The following is an 18,322-nucleotide window of genomic DNA, read 5'->3' as shown; positions in this document are numbered from 1 at the left end:
AACATGACAGTTAAAATCAGCAACAAAATCGTCGGCTACCGCGTAAAGAAAGCCGACCCCGAAGCCACCGAACACCAGGCACCGGTGCAGGCGGAAACCAAACCCGTTGAGATGAACGAATACATCGAACGGCCGGATTTCCTGCTGGGCACCACCTACAAGATCAAACCGCCGATCGCCGAGCACGCGATGTACATCACCATCAACGACATCCTGCTCAACGAAGGCACCGACCACGAAAGCCGGCAGCCGTACGAAGTGTTCATCAACTCCAAGTCGATGGAACACTTCCAGTGGGTAATCGCCCTCACCCGCGTTATCTCTGCGGTATTCCGCAAGGGGGGCGACGTGACCTTCCTGGTGGAAGAGCTGCGCAGCGTGTACGACCCCAACGGCGGCTACTTCAAGAAAGGCGGCGTATTCATGCCCTCTTTGGTGGCTGAAATCGGCGCTGTGATCGAGAAACACCTGAAGGCCATCGGCCTGCTGGAAAGCGAGGAAATGAGCGAAACCACCAAGCGCATCCTCGCCGAAAAACGCGCCGAATTCGAAGCCGGCCACTCCACGGCCACCAACGACGAAAAAGCCAGCGACTACCCCGCCAACGCCACCATGTGTGGCAAGTGCAGCACCAAGGCGGTGATCGTGATGGACGGGTGTGCGACTTGCCTGTCTTGTGGCGATAGTAAGTGCGGTTGAGGTGATTGACCGGTGATTGATGAGAAGGCCTGGAGTGAAAGCTTCGGGCCTTTTTTGTTTGGGCCGCCGTAATCATTTGACCGTTTCGTTATTGCAGGAACGCGACAGCTTCATTATTACGCCACATAGTGAAGAATTGATCGTGTTAGCTTTGCAAATTGCTGTTTTTAGGTCTATTTTTCACAGGTATTTCGGCGATTAATGGAATAAATAAGCGTAATAACGAATCAGTCATATTTATGGCGGGGATTTGGCTGCGGTCTAATCACTGTTAACCGTTTAGGATGAAGCAACATGGAAGGTGAGGCGATTATCGGTGTACTGCTGATGGGAGCGCTCGTAATTGGAGTGTTTGTCGTCATGCTCAACCAGCAGCAGAAGCTGGATGACCCGAACAACACCGAGGTCGTGTATTTAGATCAGCTGACTCAAGTTTGCAGTCTTGCAGAGCCAGGCAACTTCCGGGTCAGAATTTTCCGCCAGAGTGGCAACCTTCAAAAAGACGATCAGTTTTTTACTTCAGTTGGGGATGCAATCAAAGCCGCCACTTCCACGTTCAAGCGGGCAAAAATCGACCACGTTGTTATTACAACGAACGAGGAAACCAATTTCAGCTTTCGTCGCCCCTACCACGACCATCGCGGTGTTAAGGAGGGCAAGAAGGTGGGTAAAGTCGAGATCAGGAGAATGTCGTGACAGCGGTTAACAAATCGCTTAAGTACGTTCCCGGCCTGACGGCCGTCCACCGGACGTCCCTGACGGGCCGCCGCTTAGCTTCGCGTTAAGCATAGAAAGAAGGAGGATGGATGAGTCTGCTCAAAGTAATTAACGAAGGGGGCCAATGGATTGCCATTGGTGTTCTTCTTGCCTTACTTTTTAGTTTTGACATCGACTTCTTCGAGTCGGCTCCAAAGCGTGTTGCTGACTTAGAGTCAAGGCAAACGCAGCAAGAGAGCCGTATTAACTCAATAGAAGAACGATTGTTCCAGCTTGAGTCCGATGTGGGAGATTTTACAACCAGTCAGAGTGTAGGTGAGCTGCAAGAACAGATTGATACCCTGCGTTCGGATCTTGAAAACCTGAAGCCCTCTGACATTGCTCCTACGGTTAGCCAATCTGAAATCACCCCCACCGAAGCAGTTGCGACTGATAATGCAGAGGCGTTACAAGCTCTTCCCTGGTACAGAGAAGGATATGTGTGGATGAGTGCTGCTGCGGCGCTCGTTCTTTTAATTCTGCTTGGGGGGTACGGGTACGTAAAAAAGCGCAAAAGAAAAGCGACTCTTTCGGTGATTTCGCGAGGTCAGAACGATCAATCAATCGCGAGTCAGCAGGACTGTGCTTAACAAGCGGCATCACAGCGACCGTTTTTCCGCCGCTTCGCGGCTCCAAACCGGCGTATGTGCCGGGCGTTGTACGTCATAGGAGGCCAGTCCATGCAGCAGAAAATCGCGCCAGCTTCTCTTCAGGCATTGAAGGAAGCGCTGACACTCGTTTACTGGTTCAAGTCTGAGCTTCGGAGTTTTCTGTCTCAATGCCTATCCGATCCTCAGGTGCTGGCTCGACTGAACTGGGATGATTACAAGCGAAACATCGTTGCTACCTTAGTTGACCACCTTGCAATGAATGAAGAGATTTATCAGCGAGATCTTATTCGCCTTATGTCTGAAGTCTGCAAAGTTACAGACTACTCGCATCTGAAAAAGCTTGAAGACGGTAATAAAAAAGCTTCTGACGCTAAAACTGCGGTTGACGCTCTTCGAGCACAGTTGAAAGGGCACCAAGATATAGAGCAAGAACAGAAGCAAGCCGAGAAACGTCGGAAAGAAGCTCACCAGAAACTGATGAGTGTAAATGCGGTACAAGAAGAACTCGATAAGCTAAAAGCCGAATTTTTCGAGCTGGTAAGTTCGGATAATCCTCAGCAGAGAGGTTTTAGGCTGGAGAAGGTGTTAAAGGGGTTGTTCGGGCTTTTCGATCTAGACCCTAAAGCCTCATTTCGTATTACGGGTGAACAAATTGACGGAGCATTCAGCTTCGAGGGAACTGATTATCTCTTGGAAGCTAAATGGCAACAGGAGCCAGTTGCAGCGAATGACCTCGACGGAATGGCTGGAAAATTATCCAGAAAGCTTGAAAACACTCTCGGCTTATTCCTGTCAGTCAACGGGTACTCCGAAGACGCGGTCAAAACCCATTCTTCGGGCAGAAGGCTCCTGATTCTAATGGACGGCAGTGATCTTATGGCGGTGCTAGAGGGTCGAATCGACCTCGTCCAATTGCTTCTGAGGAAACGGAGAAAAGCGTCAGAGACTGGCAATATCTATTTGAGAATCCACGAAATTTTGTGAGCTGACGTACACCAAGTCGCTGCAGTTGATATCGGCTGCGTCGCCACAACTGAGCTTCAGCGTTAAAAGGGAAAAAATGGCATCTGAGATTGAGAAGCGACGTCGTCGCAAAGTTGCGCTGCAAACCTTGGAGGATCTGGGCCGAAAGGAAGAGCACGTCCTATTGGTCCACTACTCGTGTGAGAGTTTTTATGATCGACCCGAGGGTCAAACACCGAGAGTTACCTCGATTGCCGTCCGTAACTATCTGTCAGCACAAACGGTTTCCTTCTCAATCCATAAAATTGCTGAAACAGAGGGCGTAGATTTCTCGGATATTGAGAACAATTACGACCGCTTAGAAAAAGAGATGCTTGCGGAATTTTTTAGCTTCCTAAGGGAGCGGAAAACGCATATTTGGGTGCATTGGAATATGCGCGATATAAACTACGGTTTTCCGGCGCTTGAGCATCGCTTCCGAGTATTGGGAGGTGAACCTGAGATCCTTGAAGATTCTCAGAAGGTTGATTTGGCCAGGCTTCTCATTGCTCTCTATGGAGCTCGATACACTGGGCATCCACGACTAGAAAGCCTAATGAAGAAAAACAACATGACTGGTTTAAACTTCTTAACGGGCAAAGAGGAAGCCGACGCATTCGACAGTAAAGAATATGTGAAGCTTCACCAGTCCACCCTCCGAAAAGTTGATGTTTTTTCAAACATTCTCGGTAGAACTTTGGATGGAAGCCTAAAGACCAATGCGCGGTGGTTCGACATTCATGGAATGAACCCGAAGTACTGGGTCGAGGTCGCAGCGCAGCATTGGATTGTTATTTTGATAGGTATCGCCGCAAGTGTTCTATCAATCGGTTTAGCTATTGGAAATATCTTTTAACAAGTGAATCAAGCCGACCGTTTTGCGCTGGCGCTCCAAACGGCTGCTTATTCTGGCGTTAACCTCGAAGACAGGGGGACTAGTGGACGTACTAGAAAAAGCTAAACAGGTTCTTTTGGCGCTAGGGAGAGGCGATACGCCACAGTGCATTAGATCGCGCCTTTGCCAGAATGAAGATGAATGGGACCAAGTAAGCGCGGAAGCCTACCGGTTACACCTTGAGAAAGCCCGTGAGCAGAGAGCGAAGGACGAGGCAAAGTCGAACGTCGCGTGCACTTCCAATGAGGATGTGGCCGGAATTCTTGCACTTAATGGAATCCTCGCAGACCTTGCGCTTTGCCTTCCGCCGGAAAGTACCATGGCGGACTACCGTAATCTCAGGGAATTGGTTACCGGAGCCCGCCCGGAGGAGCAAAGGGTCCTTCTGGCCATCGAAGACATCACGATGTCGCCTCGGATGAGGGCGCTTCAGCAAAAGGGCCGATTCGAAGTATTCCCTATATTCAGAGGCTGCGCTTCTATCATCGAGGCCGGGGTAATTTCCTATTTTCGAGGGAATTACATCAGTGCGTACCTGACTTTAGTCCCCGTCATAGAAGGAGTAACGCTAAGGTGGATGGGGTATACCGGGCGAGGGAAAAAGCCAGACTTTAGGAAAATTAAGCGATTTGTCGCCAGTTCTTACAGGCGGCAACCGTGCCCTGGAAATCCCCTCTTCCACGAAGTCTACGTAAACGTTGCAGACAAGATCCTTAGAGAGCATCTGTTCAGGCCGTCAGGAGAAGGGGACGCACACTCACACTTCAACCGGCACCTAGCAGCCCACCTTTTAAGCGACTCCCATTTTGGAACGAAAGAAAACTGCGTACGCTTGTGCCTGCTCTTGGACGTAATGTCTGAGCTCTACATCTACGAAACGTACTGCCAGGATCCCCGTTTCTACCTAAGAGGCGAGGAGATCCAAAAAGAGTACGAAGGATACGTCCAAGCCTTCATAAACCGTGCTGACTCCAGCGCCCCTGAGAGGACGCTCTTGCTTGCGAAGGATGCTAACAACCACTTCGAGTCCAACGCCTCACCCTTCCGCTGCGCTTCTGGACAAGACGCGGCTCAAGTGAAACGTTAGGTCTCCATGAGTGATCTATGAATGAGTCACAAAGTATGGTCTTAGAAGCGCTAAAAATTATTACCGATTTTTTTTCGAACAACTCAATCGCTATTGTTTTTCTGTTCTTGCTATTTATTTGTCGAACGTCCATATCAAATTTTATTTCTAGACTTACTTCTTTAACCTATAAAAATGGACGATCTGAGCTCGGTATGAAGGCCTCTGCCCCAACAGAGAAAGATAAGGAAGATAGAAGATTACGTACCGAAGACGAAAGACCGTCTCCCGCGAATGAAGAAGCAGAAACAGAAGTAGAAATAGAGAAAAAAGAAGCGGAGTGGATGTCTGACATGTATCAGGCATTTGATGAAGGGCGTATAGATGATGCAGAGCTTTCGTTTAAAAAATATGGGTTAAATGAGACAGATGAAGTTAAGCTAGAGGAAAATAAGGCTTTCTATCTATATCTAAAATTTGAGAAGGGGCAAGATAACTCGGCAATTGAAGAGTTAGAACAGCTATCACGCAAAGCCACAACAGAGGAATCTAAAATTAACACGTTGATGTGGCTTTCATTCTGTCTCAGGGACAGTGTGCAGTATCAAAAGGAAAGTGAATTGTGGAGATCGGCTCTGAAGGAAACAAAGTCAGAGTCTTTAAAGACAACAGCCCTAGTCAATCTTTCGCACTCCCTTGTGAGAGAGGAATTGTTCGTTGAAGCCAAGAAGCTGATAACGAATCGTTTGCTTACTGTCGAAAATGATAAGCAAAAAGCATTGCTCTATGAGGCCCTCTCAGAGGTAGAATATCGTTTAGGCAATAAATCAATGTCGATTTATTGTAAAGACAAGTCATTGGAATTCGATGTAAACAATAGAAGTGAACTATTCAGGTCAGCTTATGCCGCAAGCGAAGAAGATATTGATGAGATATCAATAAGTAACTACGTTAAATTATTAAAAATAGACAAAAATAATTCGACAGCATTGAACAATCTTGGAGTAAGAGCTCAAGAGGCTGGACTCAAAATAATGGCAGTAGATCAGTACAAAGAGTCATCTAACCACAACAATACATTATCAATGGCGAACCAAGGTTTCTTGCTTCTAGGGGCTGGCTTTGCCGATGAGGCAGAAAAGATCGCCAAAAACGCACTAAAGGACGATGATCCTCATCAAAATGTTCATAACTTGCTCTCTGAAATCAGCGATAGGAAAGAGAAGCAAAAAAATGATTGGGAAGAGTTGAGCCAAAAATCACTTAGCCGGCAGAAGCAGATTAGAGAATATACCCAGCAATACTATCTTGGTAACTCGAAGTCGCTAGAGGGAGATTGGTACGTAAATGGCGTTTACCCAATGACTATTAAAATAGATAAGAGTGTTATCGAGGCTAACTGGATTGAGGCAGTAGTAGCCCTAGACGGGAATGTCGCTTACACAGCTGAACTTTCGGCTAAGGTGTCAGGGTCTACTATTGAAGGGACTTACACGCGCAAGAGAAGTGACGGCAGACCTAGTTCATTGCTCGGATTAGATAGCCCAACTAATCAAGCGTTTATCGGCCATTTGTCGAATGGAAAAAACGAAATCAGTCTGATGTCTAAAAACTTTAAGGATAACTTTAAATTATCCCTGTCCAGGCAGAAGTCCTAACAATTACGTCAGCGGTAGCTTTTAGGTCGTACGAAAGGCCTTACAACATTTCCGAGGAAATAAATGCTAGGAGAATTAATTTCAGAGTTGCGGGCACAGGCAGCCGATCGCATAAGAAACCCTTTGCTTGGTCCATTCACTGCTGCGTGGATAGTTTCAAACTGGAAGCTTCTAACAGTACTTATTGGCAGCAATGTAACTGTTGAGCAGCGAATAAGTTTCATTGAACAGAACTATTTACATCTCAACAACCTATTGATTGCGCCACTTCTATTCGCAGTCTTCTATGCGCTTATTCTGCCATGGATTAATTTTGTAGTTCAAAAACTTCAGGAGGTAGCTAACCTCCACAGAAGAAAGCACAAGCTAGGGGTTGATACTGATTTTTTAGTGGCCTCTGTTGCGAGAGCTGAAGCCCAGGCAAATTTGAATAGAATTTTAGCCAAAGACCAATTAGCCCGGGAGCAGCAGGATGAGATCAATCGGCTGAAGAACGAGTTAACTGAAATGCAGAACCTTGCACAAACTCGTATCGCTGAGAAAGAGGCTGAACTGGAGAAAAGAAAGCAGGAGTATGAGAAGAGAGCTAATCGTAACACTTCAGAGGCCGAGGTAGAGAAACAAAAAATCGAATCTCTCAGAGATCAGTTACAGAGAGAGCGGGATAAGGCGAGATATGAAAGTGAGCGTGTGAAAGCTGAGTTAGAGTATAAGCAGCGAGAGATAGAAAAGAGCCTTAATAATAGTTTTGCCTATCAATTGTCTGAAAGTAATTTTGATTTTGAGAGCTTTTTATTGTCAAAGAAGTTCAGGCTATTTTACAACCCTAGCATGGGTCGAGATAGATCTAAGACAATTAGGTTCGGGTCTGGTGGAAAAATCACTGAGGGTGATAATGACAATGAAAATACATGGAGAATTGTGAACGGCAAGCTTGAGCTAATTCAGGCCGATGGTCATGTACACAGTCGGTTTTTCTATCTTCCAGATAGCCAAATGTTTATACACACGGGCGACAATGATACTAAGTCCATTCGAGGCCAATATATAATTCCAGATGGTAACTGGGCATAACCATGCCAATCAGTGCGACCTATTTTTCATCCCGCTTTTCTCCATAACTAATGGTCACTTAGTGGCGACATTAAACTAGAAAGAATAATCGATCATATGAATAGGATATGTAGTTCTTGTTGTATTGCACCAATTCTAAAAGAGGTAATTTCTGAACAAAATGAGGTAGGAAAATGTTCACTTTGCAAAAGGGACTCAGTGAAAATTATCGATACAACTTCACTGGTTTTTATTAAAGCCATAAAAGCTTTACTTAGATACTATTACTCTGAGACGGAGTACCATAGCACTTTAGGTGGTGACGATTTTTGTCACCATTTGTCTATGGATAATCCGATACTAGTTATTCCAGATAGCTTTTCTGACCTTGATACTGAGGAATTTCTTCTCACATTTCTGGAAATATTAAATCAAGACCGTGATATTTCAATATATACTGCTTATGGACGAAATATTTATAACTTCCCTCCCAAGACTGCCGTATCTGTTGGAAAGTCAAAAGCGCTAGATGAGATAGTAGCTAGATTGGCAAATTCTAACTACTATCTAGTGGAAGGGGAGTTTGAGAAAAGTTTTCATTCTATTTCAGAGCATGTAGAAGCTATATTGATGCCGAAAACCAGTTACTATAGAGCGAGAATTGGATCAATTTTAAAGGCCAGTAATTTTGATTGGAAGAAAATGAGGCATGAGGAAGAGTTTCATGAGGCTTATCGGAATTCTGAGATTGGTGCCCCTCCTATACACTTAGCCAAAGGAGGCAGAATAAATCGCCCGGGCGTTTCTTACTTATATTTATCTACTGATGCCGAAACCGCGGTATCAGAAGTTCGGCCACATCCTGGAGAAAATGTATCCGTAGGTGAGTTCAAATCAACTCAAGAATTGAAAATAGCTGATTTCTCGCAGCTCAGCCTAACTCAAAAGCTTTTCTCCGATGATGGGTTAGATGCTCTTGAACTTATGATCGCAATACAGAACACGTTGTCCAAGGCTGTTTCCCCCTCAATGAATAGGCAATACAGTGTTACGCAGTTCATTGCTGAAATAGTACGTAAGATCGGCTTTGATGGACTCGCATTTAAAAGCAGTGTAAGTGGGGGTAAGAATTATGTTGTGTTTAATCCGGAAACATTTGAATGGGTAAGTGGTTCGGGCCGGGTGTTTAGAGTAACCGCAGTTTCATATACTACTGAAGCCCAACAGTATTTCGACACAGAAGAAGATTATGATTTGATATATAACTAAACATAGCAAAATGGCTAAGGTTGACTACTAATAATGTTCGCTTTACCAAGTGCATTAAAAACTGATGGATACCGCCACGAAAATTGTTTATCCGCTCCTTGCTCAAACAGAAGCCTCAGATGGACAAAGATGACTGCTGTTAATTTCACTCAGGAACCTAACAGGTCATCCATCGGTAACCCCCTGTTCCTGCCCCCCCTAATTTCTGGTGATCACCTGTGCCTTGGGAGCTACGTGTGGTTATAGCTATGCCCTCTCCCGGCCTATCTGGGTGCCGGTGATTATTCATTGGCTTACAGTGACGGTTTGGGTGCTTTTTCTTGGCGGCAGAAACCTGGTACTGGAGCGTTGAAAGCCCCCTCCGTCAGCCTGGCTGTCCAGTTGGCAAGTCCGTCTAATTTCCAATCACCGGCGCAGACCACCATACTGGCTGAACCAATATTATAGGCATCAGCGCCAAAGCGATGCCCCAAAACACCACAGCCTTTGCCCTGCCCCGCTGGTAGTAATATGACGCAGCCCATAACAATGCACTGACAACCAAAACAACCAGATACAAAAATACTGCGTAAACCCCGACACCCTCTCCAGCAACAATGAACCGGCTGAAGATATAAAAGATCCACGCTTGCACGGTCGCAATTAGCAGCAATGCCGCCGGATATAGAGCTTTGCATAGCATCGATGTAATCATTACCGCACTCCCACCCGGTAGAGCTCATCGGCAAGCTTGCGCCGTCGTTCATTTCCTACTTCAGAGGGTTCAGCGTAATAGACATGCCCTAGCTGAGATCAGGAATCACCAAAAATTCAGCCGACTCGGATAATCCGCGCGCCTAATGAGTATTTATTTTTTGTTTGGAACAGAAGGTTTCAATTAAAACTCACTGCTCAGCACCAGTCCGCTCTCATCACGTTTCGCATATAGAGTCTCATATTCAAATGAGAGCGCAAACGGAACCGACGTTAACCTCGAAAATGCATGTACAAATTCTTTTACGTCATCCATAGCATTGGAGCGTGAAGAATCGATATCGAAATAGATTCGCACACCAACTTTCCAGTCAACACCCTCTAACTCTTCTGTTAAAACAGATGTATCACTCAAATCATTTTTAACCGACACAGAGACATTTGAATTTGGAAAATATGCTTCTAGCGAAGAACCTTTATTGGTGACCTCCGATCCAGCAACTAGACCCAGCGCTTGGGCGACCTCTTCCAACTTTAGTCCCTCTGCGGCTTCCAGGTTTAAAGTCATCGACATAAATTAATACCTCTTTAGTAACACTTCATCGCCTTTGATCAAGTAAAGATTTTCTAACCCATTAACGGGCTTTTCATGTAAAAATTTCAGCATATCAGTGGACGTTATTGGAGAATCTGTAAGGTTAAGAACTATGTCAGGTGACTGATGTTCAACCTTGTGTGTCATATTGTCCCAGATAGTATTAGGATTTTTCGATTTTGGCGAGTAAACATCGGCAGGCCTACCGCCAATATCTAAATCTGGGTTGCCGCCTTTTCTGCCAGAATTTGGAAGATGCTTAACATCCAAACCTCTATTAGCCAATAACTCAGCTGATTCATTTTGCCTTGTTAATGATCGCACCATATCAGCATTAGCATTTGGATGAGGCAGTTCTGGCTTTCCCTGCAAAATTCCCTGCTTCGGCGTAAGCAACGTTGTGCTTGGAACATTCTTGGCAGGCTTCAACTCCTGGCCTTCAACCCGCTTGGAGGCCGTGGTTTCCAGATGGTTCTGCTTCTTCAGATCGATATTGCGCCAGAGGTACCTCAGGCGCTGTTTGCGCACGGCGGCACCGTAGGCCTTAACGGTCTTGCCCAAAGAGGCTAGCAGGCCCGCATGGCGGATCCGGCCTGCGGCTGCCCCCGCCGCAGCACCGCCGGTGGCCACGGCCAGCAAGGCCATCAATATCAGGTCGAAGGCCACGGCCCCGGTAAAGTAAGTGACTTCGGTGTGGTGCTGTATCCTGGCGTATTCGGCAACAAAGTCGTTGAGGCTTTCCCGGAGCATGGGGTCGGACATTACCAGGTTGGTCAACTCATAGGCCTGAGCCACGTCCTCACGGGAGATATCCGAGGGATTGAACCCCAGGGCCTTGACCCAGCGCTGGTGGCGGGCTTCCTTATAGTTCGCCCGATAGGACTCGTACCAGGACGTGTCGGGGCTGCCCTCACTGGCGTCCCAGGCTGATTTCAGGCCATCCATGAGGGTCAGGGTCGGTGTGGCCAGGTCCCCCATGCCATCGACAAACCGCAAGAGCCCGATACCGGCGTCCGCCACCCCCTGGAATGCTGCACCGGTACTAACGGCCGTGCGCTGGTACCAGGGCATTTGCTGGTATTCCCGCTCCAGGGCATCGGCCTCTCCTTGCTCACGCTTCAGTATTTCTGTCAGGGCATGCTGAATCGCCCGGCGCTGGTGACCCACCTCGTCATCCGAGGCATCCGAACTCAGGCGGACGAAGGCGAACCGGCCATTCAGCCCTTCAATACGCGCTTCGCCGTTTGCATCCAGAGTGCCCGTTACGCTCTCATCGTCTGTTGCCAGGGTAAAGGGAAGACCAGCCACGCCAGTGCCGTCGGGCCAGCGGTAGGCCAGGATTACATTGTAGGGGCCAGCGCCCGGCACGGGGCTTTCAGACGCAGGGGGTTCCGGTGATTGAGTAATTGGCTCGTTGGCTGGTGCCAGGGAGTCAGAGTAGGCGGCAGCGGCACCGCCCCGTGATTGGCCCGGCCAGTGTTGCTGGAGAAGTTGCCGGAGCGTGGGCGGCAAGTCGTTACGCAGGGTGTCCGGGCTGACCTGTGTGTCGGTGAACAGGGCAAAGCCCGGCTCATAACGGCTGGATAGCACCAGGCGTCCCTCTTGCAGGTCTTCCAACAGGGTTCGTTTCTGGGCGTTGGTCAAGTTGCCGGTCTGGGAAACATCGGCATCCGGGGGCAAGTCGATATGCTGGCCCTGGTAGCCACGGATGAAATAGTCCCGGGCGATGTCCACGGCGTTTGAGGGGTGCAACAGCGTCGGCAGAATGGCTTCGGTAAAACCATAGCCACCCGTCACGTAGAGCTGGTAGGACATTGTTCCTTCTTCCTTGTCCGGTGTTGTCCTTTGGTCCTTTTACAACGCTTGAAATGCTATTGGGTCATCGGCGGGATGGCAAGTGGTTTTGGTGACAGTTTTTTCGGAGTATTGAAAGCGACATTTCCCAGCAAAGCCCTGCGCTCTTCCGCTGCCCAATAGAGTAACCATATATCTAGCTTCCACTCACCTGCGCAGCCCATAAGAATGTACTGACTACCAGAGCGATCAGATATAAAAATACTGCGTAGACTCCAATGCCCTCCCCAGCAACAATGAATCGGCTGAAGACATAGAAGATCCAGGCCTGCACGGCCGTAATTAGCCGCAGCGCCGCCGGATATAACGCTTAGCGTAGAACTACCGCATTCATTGCGGGCCACCTGGGCCCAGCAATACAACGGCCTTTGTGCGGCTCATGCCTCTCTCACTGGCTCACTCTTCAATCGTCCATCACTCGGTTGCCTTCCGGCGCTAGCTGAACACACTAGAGGACTTTCATAGGATTCTCGAGCATTGGAACTGCGTTTTCCCACTTTTCATACGCAAGAACAGGGGCTTGGTTTTCCACGAACGGAATCTCCACCCGAAGACCATCACCCTGTTCTTCAAGGATACAGGCATACAAACTGCGGGGTGCAAATCGATTCCACAATAATGGCGGTGGGTGCTATGGTAAAAGTTCATGAGTCTTCTCCCTTGTAGAGCTTGGTCGCCTTCCAGCTTAGCGGGCAACCGTTGGACTGGGGAGCAGGCTCAATCAGTATCAATCGCAGGCACGGCGACGCTTTTTCCATTGCGGCTTCGCCTTCATTCCAAAGCCGCGAATGCTGCGAGCGATGCTTGCAGAGAGGTAACTATGCATGCTCTGTCCAAGTTCCACTATCGGGAATGGCCGCCACCGCCAGCCTTGACTCGGCAACTAGTTTGCCTGTGGCAGCTGCACATCACTGGCAACACCGACGGCCAGCGCCCCATTTTGCCGGATGGTTGTGTGGATCTGATCTGGCTGAATGGCGCTACGCCATTGGTAGCCGGCCCCATGGACCGGGCACAGCACTTTACCCTGCCTCCGGGTACCGCCGTGTTGGGAGCCCGCCTGCGTCCAGGCTGGGCCGGTGTCGCTCTGGGTCTTCCCGCAGCGCAGTTTCGCAATCTGCATGTGCCACTGGCGGATATCTTGCGAACCAGCCCTCTATGCACGGCTACCCAGCTCACCTTGACCAAGCTGCCGGCCCTGCTCCAAAAGTACTTCGTTGATATCGCCCCATTGGACCCGACCATGTGCTACACCGCCCACTGGCTCGCCTCCAATCCTGATGGGCAGATTCGGCAATTGGCCAAGGAACTGCAACTGAGTGAGCGGCTATTGCATCGCCGTTGCCAGGTTGCCCTGGGCTATGGTCCCAAGGTGTTCCAGCGCATCATGAGGCTGCAGCGTGTGCGCTGGCTGGCCAATACCTCTTTATCGACCAGCTTGACCTGGCTGGCCATGGAATCCGGCTATGCCGATCAAGCGCACCTGTGCCGCGAGGTGCGCACTTTGACCGGTCAGTCTCCGACCCGCCTACTGCCTCGGCATTTGTCTGGCGTGGCGTTGTCCGATTTATTCAATTCCCCGCTGTCCTCATGAGCTAGGCTGAAGACTGACCTGGCTGAGAGGAGAATAGTTTATGAAGCCTCGTATCAAAGTAATCACTCTGGGAGTGGCCGATCTGGAGCGCGCACTGGCCTTTTACCGTGACGGTCTGGGTCTACCTACCGAAGGTATTATCGGTACCGAATTCGAGGACGGCGCCGTTGTTTTCTTTAACATGAACGATGATTTGATTCTAGCGCTTTATCCAAGACCTGCGCTCGCCAAGGATGCGAATGTTTCCTTGGATTCTCCTAGCTCATCCGAAATTTCTATCGGACATATCGTCGGGTCCAAGGAGAAGGTCGACGCCATCATGCAATTGGCGCAAAAGGCTGGGGCCAAGGTCACAGATGCTGCCCGTGACCGGTTTTGGGGCGGGTACTCCGGATACTTCCAAGACCCCGACGGCCACCTTTGGGAAATCGCTTGGAATCCTGCTTGGGAGGTCGAAGATTAGGCGGGTGAGCCCAGAGTCCCAACGTTGCTGGCCATGCCCACGCTGTGATGAGGGTCTGGTTCGCATGGTCCGTCAGATCCCCCGGTTCAGAAGAGCGGCCGTGCCGACTGGCTAGCCTTCCTGTTGATCCTGATCTGGCGGGTGAAAGCCTACAGTTCCTTGTGAGCTGGGCTTCTGTATGGTCCAGGACTGGAAAAAGCGGTATCTGCGGGGTAGTCTGAATGAAACCACAACAAGGAACCGCCCCATGAAGGATATAACGAGGCCCATGTACGCTGGTGCTGATGCACCCCGGCAACCAGACTCACCGCTCCGGCTCCTGCCCCCGAATTACTTTATCTTTATACTCCGCCCGATAGCAGCGGCCTTGGCGGCTTAGTCCAATAGACATTTAAAGGTCATGCTGCGCACGACCATTAAATGCTTCGGTGTTATGGCTACCAAAAAATTAGTTCGAGGAATGACTGATGGAAAAAGGAATAATTGCAGCGCCTGCCCGTGTTTCTGGTAATGGTGCTGAATTCCGAACTGAGAGAGGGTTAACACAAGAAGATCTCAGGTATTTCCTTCTTTATTGGGATAAAGTTGTAATTCCTACGAATAACATTATCCATTTAGCCGTACCGGAAGAAAATGAATTATTAAGTACAGGTATTGTTACCAGACCTAGAGTTCCTTTTTCAGGTACTTTCAATGGCGAATTAATGGCTAGGGCTCAATTGATAGCGCAAACATCAATAGCAAAGGATCTGATAGAAAATGACAGAAATATTGATTGGGTGCTTCACCAAATAGGCGATGAGATTATTATTCCAGACAAAGATTCGGTAGAAAAGCAACTCATTCGAATTGATCTCGTTAATTGCCTCCCAGTACCTTCTGGCGATGTCCATATTCCCGATATTCTTGAATTTAAGGAGCGCAGAAAGGATGAACTGGAATATTTGCACAAATCAATCGATGATCTGTACATCGAGGTACTCAGTTCTCCAGATCCGAGTTTGAAATCAAAGCAAACAGTATCTGAATTTCAGAAATCCATTGTAGCTATTGATCAAGTGTCAAAAGAAAGTTGGAAAAGCTGTGGTAAATTCGATCTTTCCGCAGAGCTAAACTTAAATGGAAAAAATGTTGGGACCGGCGTAGCAGCTGGCGCAGCCTTTGATTTTTTTACAAGTCTATATACGGTTCCCATTGGAACAATAGTCGGTGCAGTCGCTTCAACAATAAAAGTGAAAGCAAAATCGACAAAAACCTTTGAGCCATCTAAGGAAAAGCAAGTGCTCGGCTATATAGCCAACGCACATGCGGATAAAATATTAACAAAATAGCTCAGGCCATAATAAAGCGCTGCTAGGGGCAAACTTACGCTGCGCTTCAGTTTGCCCCAGAGCGCGGCGTTAGGCATATAAGGAGAGCAGGTGCCAGTAGATCAAATTGAATCATTATTTTACTTCGCGATCCGCTATGGCTTTGAGGCTGCGATAGCTGGTGTGGTAGTTTTCCTGCTGATCAAATTTTTCCTACCTGGATATCTGACGGAAAAGGGTAAAAATCTGGCGACGCAAGAAGATATTGAGGGTATTACAGAAAAAGTAGAGTCCGTGAAAACTGATTATGCAAAGATTCTAGAAGAGGTTAAAAGCAATAATCAGATAAAAATTGCAGCCATTGAACGAGAGAAAACGCTGAAGAAAGAAGTTTATATGGATGCAGTTGAGGCTATTACTATAATCCAAAATATGTTGAGCAGTCTCTCCAATTTAACCATTTCCAATGACCAGCTTACTTCCACTTTCTCTTCTAATGCTGGAAAGATCGCAAGAGTTCAGCTGGTTGGCGGAAAAGAAACTGTCAATGCGGTGACCAAGTTTATTGGTGAAGTCGCTGCTAATTTTCTTGACTTAATTCTCGAACGAGCCGAGTTATTACAAAGGCAGGGCCAAATTCAGGGTTTGCAAATTATCCGGAATGAGCATCAGGCAGAAGTGGAAAGGTACATCCAAGTCATGAAGAGCCTTAACCTAGAAGGTGTAGTCAATCAGGGGACTTGGGAGTACGTAGATCAAAGCTTTAAATTCGAAAGCCAGCAACGTGATAGATTGGATGGTGAGATCGTTGAGCTTTCAGTTTTGCAGAATCAAGAACATCTCGAATTTACAAAAAAAACTATGGGTGCTTTTTACGACGTTTCCGAAGAATTACCTGATGCGGTTCTGTCAGTTCGTAACGAGCTCGATCTTGAGATAGAAGAAGAGGATTATCGAGCAATTTTTCAAGAAAATATTGAAAAAGGACGAGCTATATTCGAAGCATTCATTCAGAGAATTGAATCGCAACAAAGCCTAAGCGAATGAAGCCGACCAATATACTCGCTGCCGCTCACAAATTGGCGGCTTATTCGAAGCATTATTTGGAATTCTTAGTGAGTATTCATGGAAGTTGATATCCATTTCTACTGCCCTTGTGGCGCGGTCGTTGAGGAAACACTACCGGTTCCGCCTCCGAACCTGATGGCGGAAAGGCACAGCGATAGCAGAACAGAGTATTTTGATGCTGCAACCTGTGATGGGTGCGGTAACGAATTCGAAGTCGAGGTATCGAACACTTTCTTCGACGTAGATGTAAATGTCGCTGGAGCGGTGGACCTATCGTTTGATGCTAGAAACCTACCTGAAGAAGATGATGTTTCTTGGATCATCCAATCTACCCAACAGTTTGAGGAGTTCACTGAGGTCATCCAAGGGATAGTGGCGCTGGTAGAAATGCCTGTCCCACCCCATGCGGATCGCACATTGAAGAATATGCTATATGTTCAAACAGTTACTGCTGTAGAGGCATATTTATCCAGTGCTTTCATTCATGCAGTTCTTAACTCTGAAGAGCTGATTCAGAAATTAGTTGAGTCAGATCCAGAGTTGGCCAAACAAAAATTCTCGCTCAAGGAAATTTTTTCCCAGTGGGAAGAGCTCCGAATAACGGTGGGCCGGTACCTAAAAGCATTGATTTTCTATGACTTACGTAAAGTTAAGCCTATGTTTAGAGATGTTCTGGGTATTGAGTTTCCAGACATTCCTTGGCTATTCCAGGCGGTTCTCATCAGACATGATTGCGTTCATCGCAACGGTTTGGACAAAGAAGGTAATCGTCATGAAATTACTCAATCCAAAATCATGGACTTGGCCCGCGAATCAGCGGCATTCGTTCGTGAGGTTGATCAGGAGCTAAGATGCTTGATTCACGACAATCGTCCAAATAACCATTCACGCAAGCCGGACGTCCCTTACGGGCCGCTTCGCTAAACGTTGAGGCTGTGGGAAAACCCCGAAACATGATATGACCGAGGCCTCAAAGGCACTAATAATCTGGCTAAGCATACTCGCCCTGGCCATCTCTAACGGCCTGTTTCGGGAGGCTGTACCTCAGCCAGCGTTTGGGGCGCCGTCTGCATTTGTACTGAGCGGTCTGCTGCTGTCAGCCCTGATTATTGGCGTGGCGTGGGTATCCCTCATCGCGGCAAAGATGAGGCGCAAGGTCTAGCGCAGATCGAGGCAGGTGTACGCACTCCTATGATGTCAAAGCAGCCTTTCAAGTACCTCCGTAACAACTTTGGCCAGAGTCTTTTGGCCTCCCCTTTCCGGGCCCCATTGAAGGCCTGGGCACTGGTGCCAGTGTTCGTCATCATAGCTCTGTCAGTCGGTTTCTGGGCCGGGTTGTTTCAGTTTGGATGGCTGGACTCAACCCTCACGCCTTTGCTGCCCATCCTTTTGTTTGTGTTCCCGTCCTTTCTTGAAGAAGCCTTCTTCAGGGGCGTGCTTATTCCGCGGAATGTACTGGATTCCGGCGTCGTCAAGGCCACCTGGGCTGTGGGGATCAGCACGGTTGTCTTTGTGCTGTGGCACCCGCTCAATGCGCTGGCGTTTAATCCCACGGCCATTCCGCTGTTCCTGAACCCCTGGTTTCTGGTGATCACCTGTGCCTTGGGCGTCACCTGTGGCTATGGCTATGCCCTCTCCCGGTCTATCTGGGTGCCGGTGATCATTCATTGGGTTACAGTGTCGGTTTGGGTGCTTTTTCTTGGCGGCAGAAATCTCGTACTGGAGCTGTAATCACT

At 48.1% G+C, this 18,322-nt stretch carries 19 protein-coding genes; 16 read left to right on the top strand and 3 right to left on the bottom strand.

What is annotated here, in order from left to right; genetic code table 11:
* The first annotated feature begins 3 nt into the window (after positions 1 to 3).
* The 9 genes from ACJO5Y_RS00405 (at position 4) to ACJO5Y_RS00365 (ending at position 9,009) form a co-directional block, all read left to right on the top strand.
* Complete coding sequence (locus ACJO5Y_RS00405; RefSeq protein ID WP_406984210.1) at positions 4 to 699, top strand: TSCPD domain-containing protein; 696 nt, start codon at positions 4 to 6, stop codon at positions 697 to 699.
* Positions 700 to 993: 294 nt separating this feature from the next.
* Positions 994 to 1,395 carry a hypothetical protein gene (locus ACJO5Y_RS00400; protein ID WP_406984209.1) on the top strand — a complete coding sequence of 134 codons (402 nt, stop codon included), beginning with the start codon at positions 994 to 996 and terminating at the stop codon, positions 1,393 to 1,395.
* Between the two features lie 110 nt (positions 1,396 to 1,505).
* Entirely contained in the window at positions 1,506 to 2,045 is a 540-nt protein-coding gene (locus ACJO5Y_RS00395) for a hypothetical protein (protein WP_406984208.1), read from the top strand.
* A gap of 90 nt (positions 2,046 to 2,135) precedes the next feature.
* Entirely contained in the window at positions 2,136 to 3,050 is a 915-nt protein-coding gene (locus ACJO5Y_RS00390; RefSeq protein WP_406984207.1) for a hypothetical protein, read from the top strand.
* A gap of 76 nt (positions 3,051 to 3,126) precedes the next feature.
* On the top strand, positions 3,127 to 3,924 hold the full coding sequence (locus tag ACJO5Y_RS00385) for a hypothetical protein (RefSeq protein ID WP_406984206.1): 798 nt from the start codon (positions 3,127 to 3,129) through the stop codon (positions 3,922 to 3,924).
* A 358-nt stretch (positions 3,925 to 4,282) separates the two neighbouring features.
* On the top strand, positions 4,283 to 5,050 hold the full coding sequence (locus ACJO5Y_RS00380; RefSeq protein WP_406984205.1) for a hypothetical protein: 768 nt from the start codon (positions 4,283 to 4,285) through the stop codon (positions 5,048 to 5,050).
* Positions 5,051 to 5,067: 17 nt separating this feature from the next.
* Positions 5,068 to 6,687 carry a tetratricopeptide repeat protein gene (locus ACJO5Y_RS00375; protein ID WP_406984204.1) on the top strand — a complete coding sequence of 540 codons (1,620 nt, stop codon included), beginning with the start codon at positions 5,068 to 5,070 and terminating at the stop codon, positions 6,685 to 6,687.
* 63 nt (positions 6,688 to 6,750) lie between these two features.
* The gene (locus tag ACJO5Y_RS00370; RefSeq protein ID WP_406984203.1) at positions 6,751 to 7,761 is read left to right on the top strand and encodes a flotillin family protein; all 1,011 of its coding nucleotides are present in this window, start codon (positions 6,751 to 6,753) and stop codon (positions 7,759 to 7,761) included.
* Positions 7,762 to 7,959: 198 nt separating this feature from the next.
* Positions 7,960 to 9,009 (top strand): RES family NAD+ phosphorylase, encoded by a 1,050-nt coding sequence (locus ACJO5Y_RS00365; RefSeq protein ID WP_406984202.1) that lies wholly within the window; start codon positions 7,960 to 7,962, stop codon positions 9,007 to 9,009.
* Between the two features lie 394 nt (positions 9,010 to 9,403).
* Here the strand turns inward: ACJO5Y_RS00365 and ACJO5Y_RS00360 are convergent, their stop codons facing one another.
* The 3 genes from ACJO5Y_RS00360 to ACJO5Y_RS00350 all read right to left on the bottom strand — a co-directional run bounded on the left by ACJO5Y_RS00360 (position 9,404) and on the right by ACJO5Y_RS00350 (position 12,112).
* Positions 9,404 to 9,703: a hypothetical protein gene (locus ACJO5Y_RS00360; protein ID WP_406984201.1), complete on the bottom strand. Its 300-nt coding sequence runs from the start codon at positions 9,701 to 9,703 to the stop codon at positions 9,404 to 9,406.
* 183 nt (positions 9,704 to 9,886) lie between these two features.
* Positions 9,887 to 10,276 (bottom strand): hypothetical protein, encoded by a 390-nt coding sequence (locus ACJO5Y_RS00355; protein WP_406984200.1) that lies wholly within the window; start codon positions 10,274 to 10,276, stop codon positions 9,887 to 9,889.
* Positions 10,277 to 10,279: 3 nt separating this feature from the next.
* Positions 10,280 to 12,112 carry a CdiA C-terminal domain-containing protein gene (locus ACJO5Y_RS00350; RefSeq protein ID WP_406984199.1) on the bottom strand — a complete coding sequence of 611 codons (1,833 nt, stop codon included), beginning with the start codon at positions 12,110 to 12,112 and terminating at the stop codon, positions 10,280 to 10,282.
* Positions 12,113 to 12,971: 859 nt separating this feature from the next.
* Here ACJO5Y_RS00350 and ACJO5Y_RS00345 point away from each other — a divergent pair.
* The 7 genes from ACJO5Y_RS00345 (at position 12,972) to ACJO5Y_RS00315 (ending at position 18,317) form a co-directional block, all read left to right on the top strand.
* Positions 12,972 to 13,745 carry a DUF6597 domain-containing transcriptional factor gene (locus ACJO5Y_RS00345; protein WP_406984198.1) on the top strand — a complete coding sequence of 258 codons (774 nt, stop codon included), beginning with the start codon at positions 12,972 to 12,974 and terminating at the stop codon, positions 13,743 to 13,745.
* A 40-nt stretch (positions 13,746 to 13,785) separates the two neighbouring features.
* The gene (locus ACJO5Y_RS00340; RefSeq protein WP_406984197.1) at positions 13,786 to 14,208 is read left to right on the top strand and encodes a VOC family protein; all 423 of its coding nucleotides are present in this window, start codon (positions 13,786 to 13,788) and stop codon (positions 14,206 to 14,208) included.
* Between the two features lie 467 nt (positions 14,209 to 14,675).
* Positions 14,676 to 15,539, top strand: coding sequence for a DUF6236 family protein (locus ACJO5Y_RS00335; RefSeq protein ID WP_406984196.1), 864 nt, complete (start codon positions 14,676 to 14,678; stop codon positions 15,537 to 15,539).
* Positions 15,540 to 15,629: 90 nt separating this feature from the next.
* Positions 15,630 to 16,565: a chromosome segregation ATPase gene (locus ACJO5Y_RS00330; protein WP_406984195.1), complete on the top strand. Its 936-nt coding sequence runs from the start codon at positions 15,630 to 15,632 to the stop codon at positions 16,563 to 16,565.
* A gap of 78 nt (positions 16,566 to 16,643) precedes the next feature.
* Positions 16,644 to 17,510, top strand: coding sequence for a hypothetical protein (locus ACJO5Y_RS00325; RefSeq protein WP_406984194.1), 867 nt, complete (start codon positions 16,644 to 16,646; stop codon positions 17,508 to 17,510).
* A gap of 34 nt (positions 17,511 to 17,544) precedes the next feature.
* Positions 17,545 to 17,748, top strand: a complete 204-nt coding sequence (locus ACJO5Y_RS00320) for a hypothetical protein (protein WP_406984193.1) — start codon at positions 17,545 to 17,547, stop codon at positions 17,746 to 17,748.
* Between the two features lie 29 nt (positions 17,749 to 17,777).
* Positions 17,778 to 18,317 (top strand): CPBP family glutamic-type intramembrane protease, encoded by a 540-nt coding sequence (locus ACJO5Y_RS00315; protein WP_406984192.1) that lies wholly within the window; start codon positions 17,778 to 17,780, stop codon positions 18,315 to 18,317.
* The last annotated feature ends 5 nt before the right edge of the window (positions 18,318 to 18,322 follow it).

This window comes from Marinobacter alkalisoli (assembly GCF_045449855.1).
Classification (GTDB): domain Bacteria; phylum Pseudomonadota; class Gammaproteobacteria; order Pseudomonadales; family Oleiphilaceae; genus Marinobacter.
Note: the sequence above shows the minus strand (reverse complement) of the source record. Positions and strands in the feature narration are given on the sequence as shown.

Bases quoted from the DNA above. Each gene is read 5' to 3' on its own strand.
- ACJO5Y_RS00355 (WP_406984200.1), bottom strand. From the start codon at position 10,276: ATGTCGATGACTTTAAACCTGGAAGCCGCAGAGGGACTAAAGTTGGAA.
- ACJO5Y_RS00400 (WP_406984209.1), top strand. From the start codon at position 994: ATGGAAGGTGAGGCGATTATCGGTGTACTGCTGATGGGAGCGCTCGTA.
- ACJO5Y_RS00320 (WP_406984193.1), top strand. From the start codon at position 17,545: ATGACCGAGGCCTCAAAGGCACTAATAATCTGGCTAAGCATACTCGCC.
- ACJO5Y_RS00375 (WP_406984204.1), top strand. From the start codon at position 5,068: ATGAATGAGTCACAAAGTATGGTCTTAGAAGCGCTAAAAATTATTACC.
- ACJO5Y_RS00385 (WP_406984206.1), top strand. From the start codon at position 3,127: ATGGCATCTGAGATTGAGAAGCGACGTCGTCGCAAAGTTGCGCTGCAA.
- ACJO5Y_RS00340 (WP_406984197.1), top strand. From the start codon at position 13,786: ATGAAGCCTCGTATCAAAGTAATCACTCTGGGAGTGGCCGATCTGGAG.
- ACJO5Y_RS00395 (WP_406984208.1), top strand. From the start codon at position 1,506: ATGAGTCTGCTCAAAGTAATTAACGAAGGGGGCCAATGGATTGCCATT.
- ACJO5Y_RS00405 (WP_406984210.1), top strand. From the start codon at position 4: ATGACAGTTAAAATCAGCAACAAAATCGTCGGCTACCGCGTAAAGAAA.
- ACJO5Y_RS00380 (WP_406984205.1), top strand. From the start codon at position 4,283: ATGGCGGACTACCGTAATCTCAGGGAATTGGTTACCGGAGCCCGCCCG.
- ACJO5Y_RS00370 (WP_406984203.1), top strand. From the start codon at position 6,751: ATGCTAGGAGAATTAATTTCAGAGTTGCGGGCACAGGCAGCCGATCGC.
- ACJO5Y_RS00335 (WP_406984196.1), top strand. From the start codon at position 14,676: ATGGAAAAAGGAATAATTGCAGCGCCTGCCCGTGTTTCTGGTAATGGT.
- ACJO5Y_RS00390 (WP_406984207.1), top strand. From the start codon at position 2,136: ATGCAGCAGAAAATCGCGCCAGCTTCTCTTCAGGCATTGAAGGAAGCG.
- ACJO5Y_RS00345 (WP_406984198.1), top strand. From the start codon at position 12,972: ATGCATGCTCTGTCCAAGTTCCACTATCGGGAATGGCCGCCACCGCCA.
- ACJO5Y_RS00325 (WP_406984194.1), top strand. From the start codon at position 16,644: ATGGAAGTTGATATCCATTTCTACTGCCCTTGTGGCGCGGTCGTTGAG.
- ACJO5Y_RS00360 (WP_406984201.1), bottom strand. From the start codon at position 9,703: ATGATTACATCGATGCTATGCAAAGCTCTATATCCGGCGGCATTGCTG.
- ACJO5Y_RS00350 (WP_406984199.1), bottom strand. From the start codon at position 12,112: ATGTCCTACCAGCTCTACGTGACGGGTGGCTATGGTTTTACCGAAGCC.
- ACJO5Y_RS00315 (WP_406984192.1), top strand. From the start codon at position 17,778: ATGATGTCAAAGCAGCCTTTCAAGTACCTCCGTAACAACTTTGGCCAG.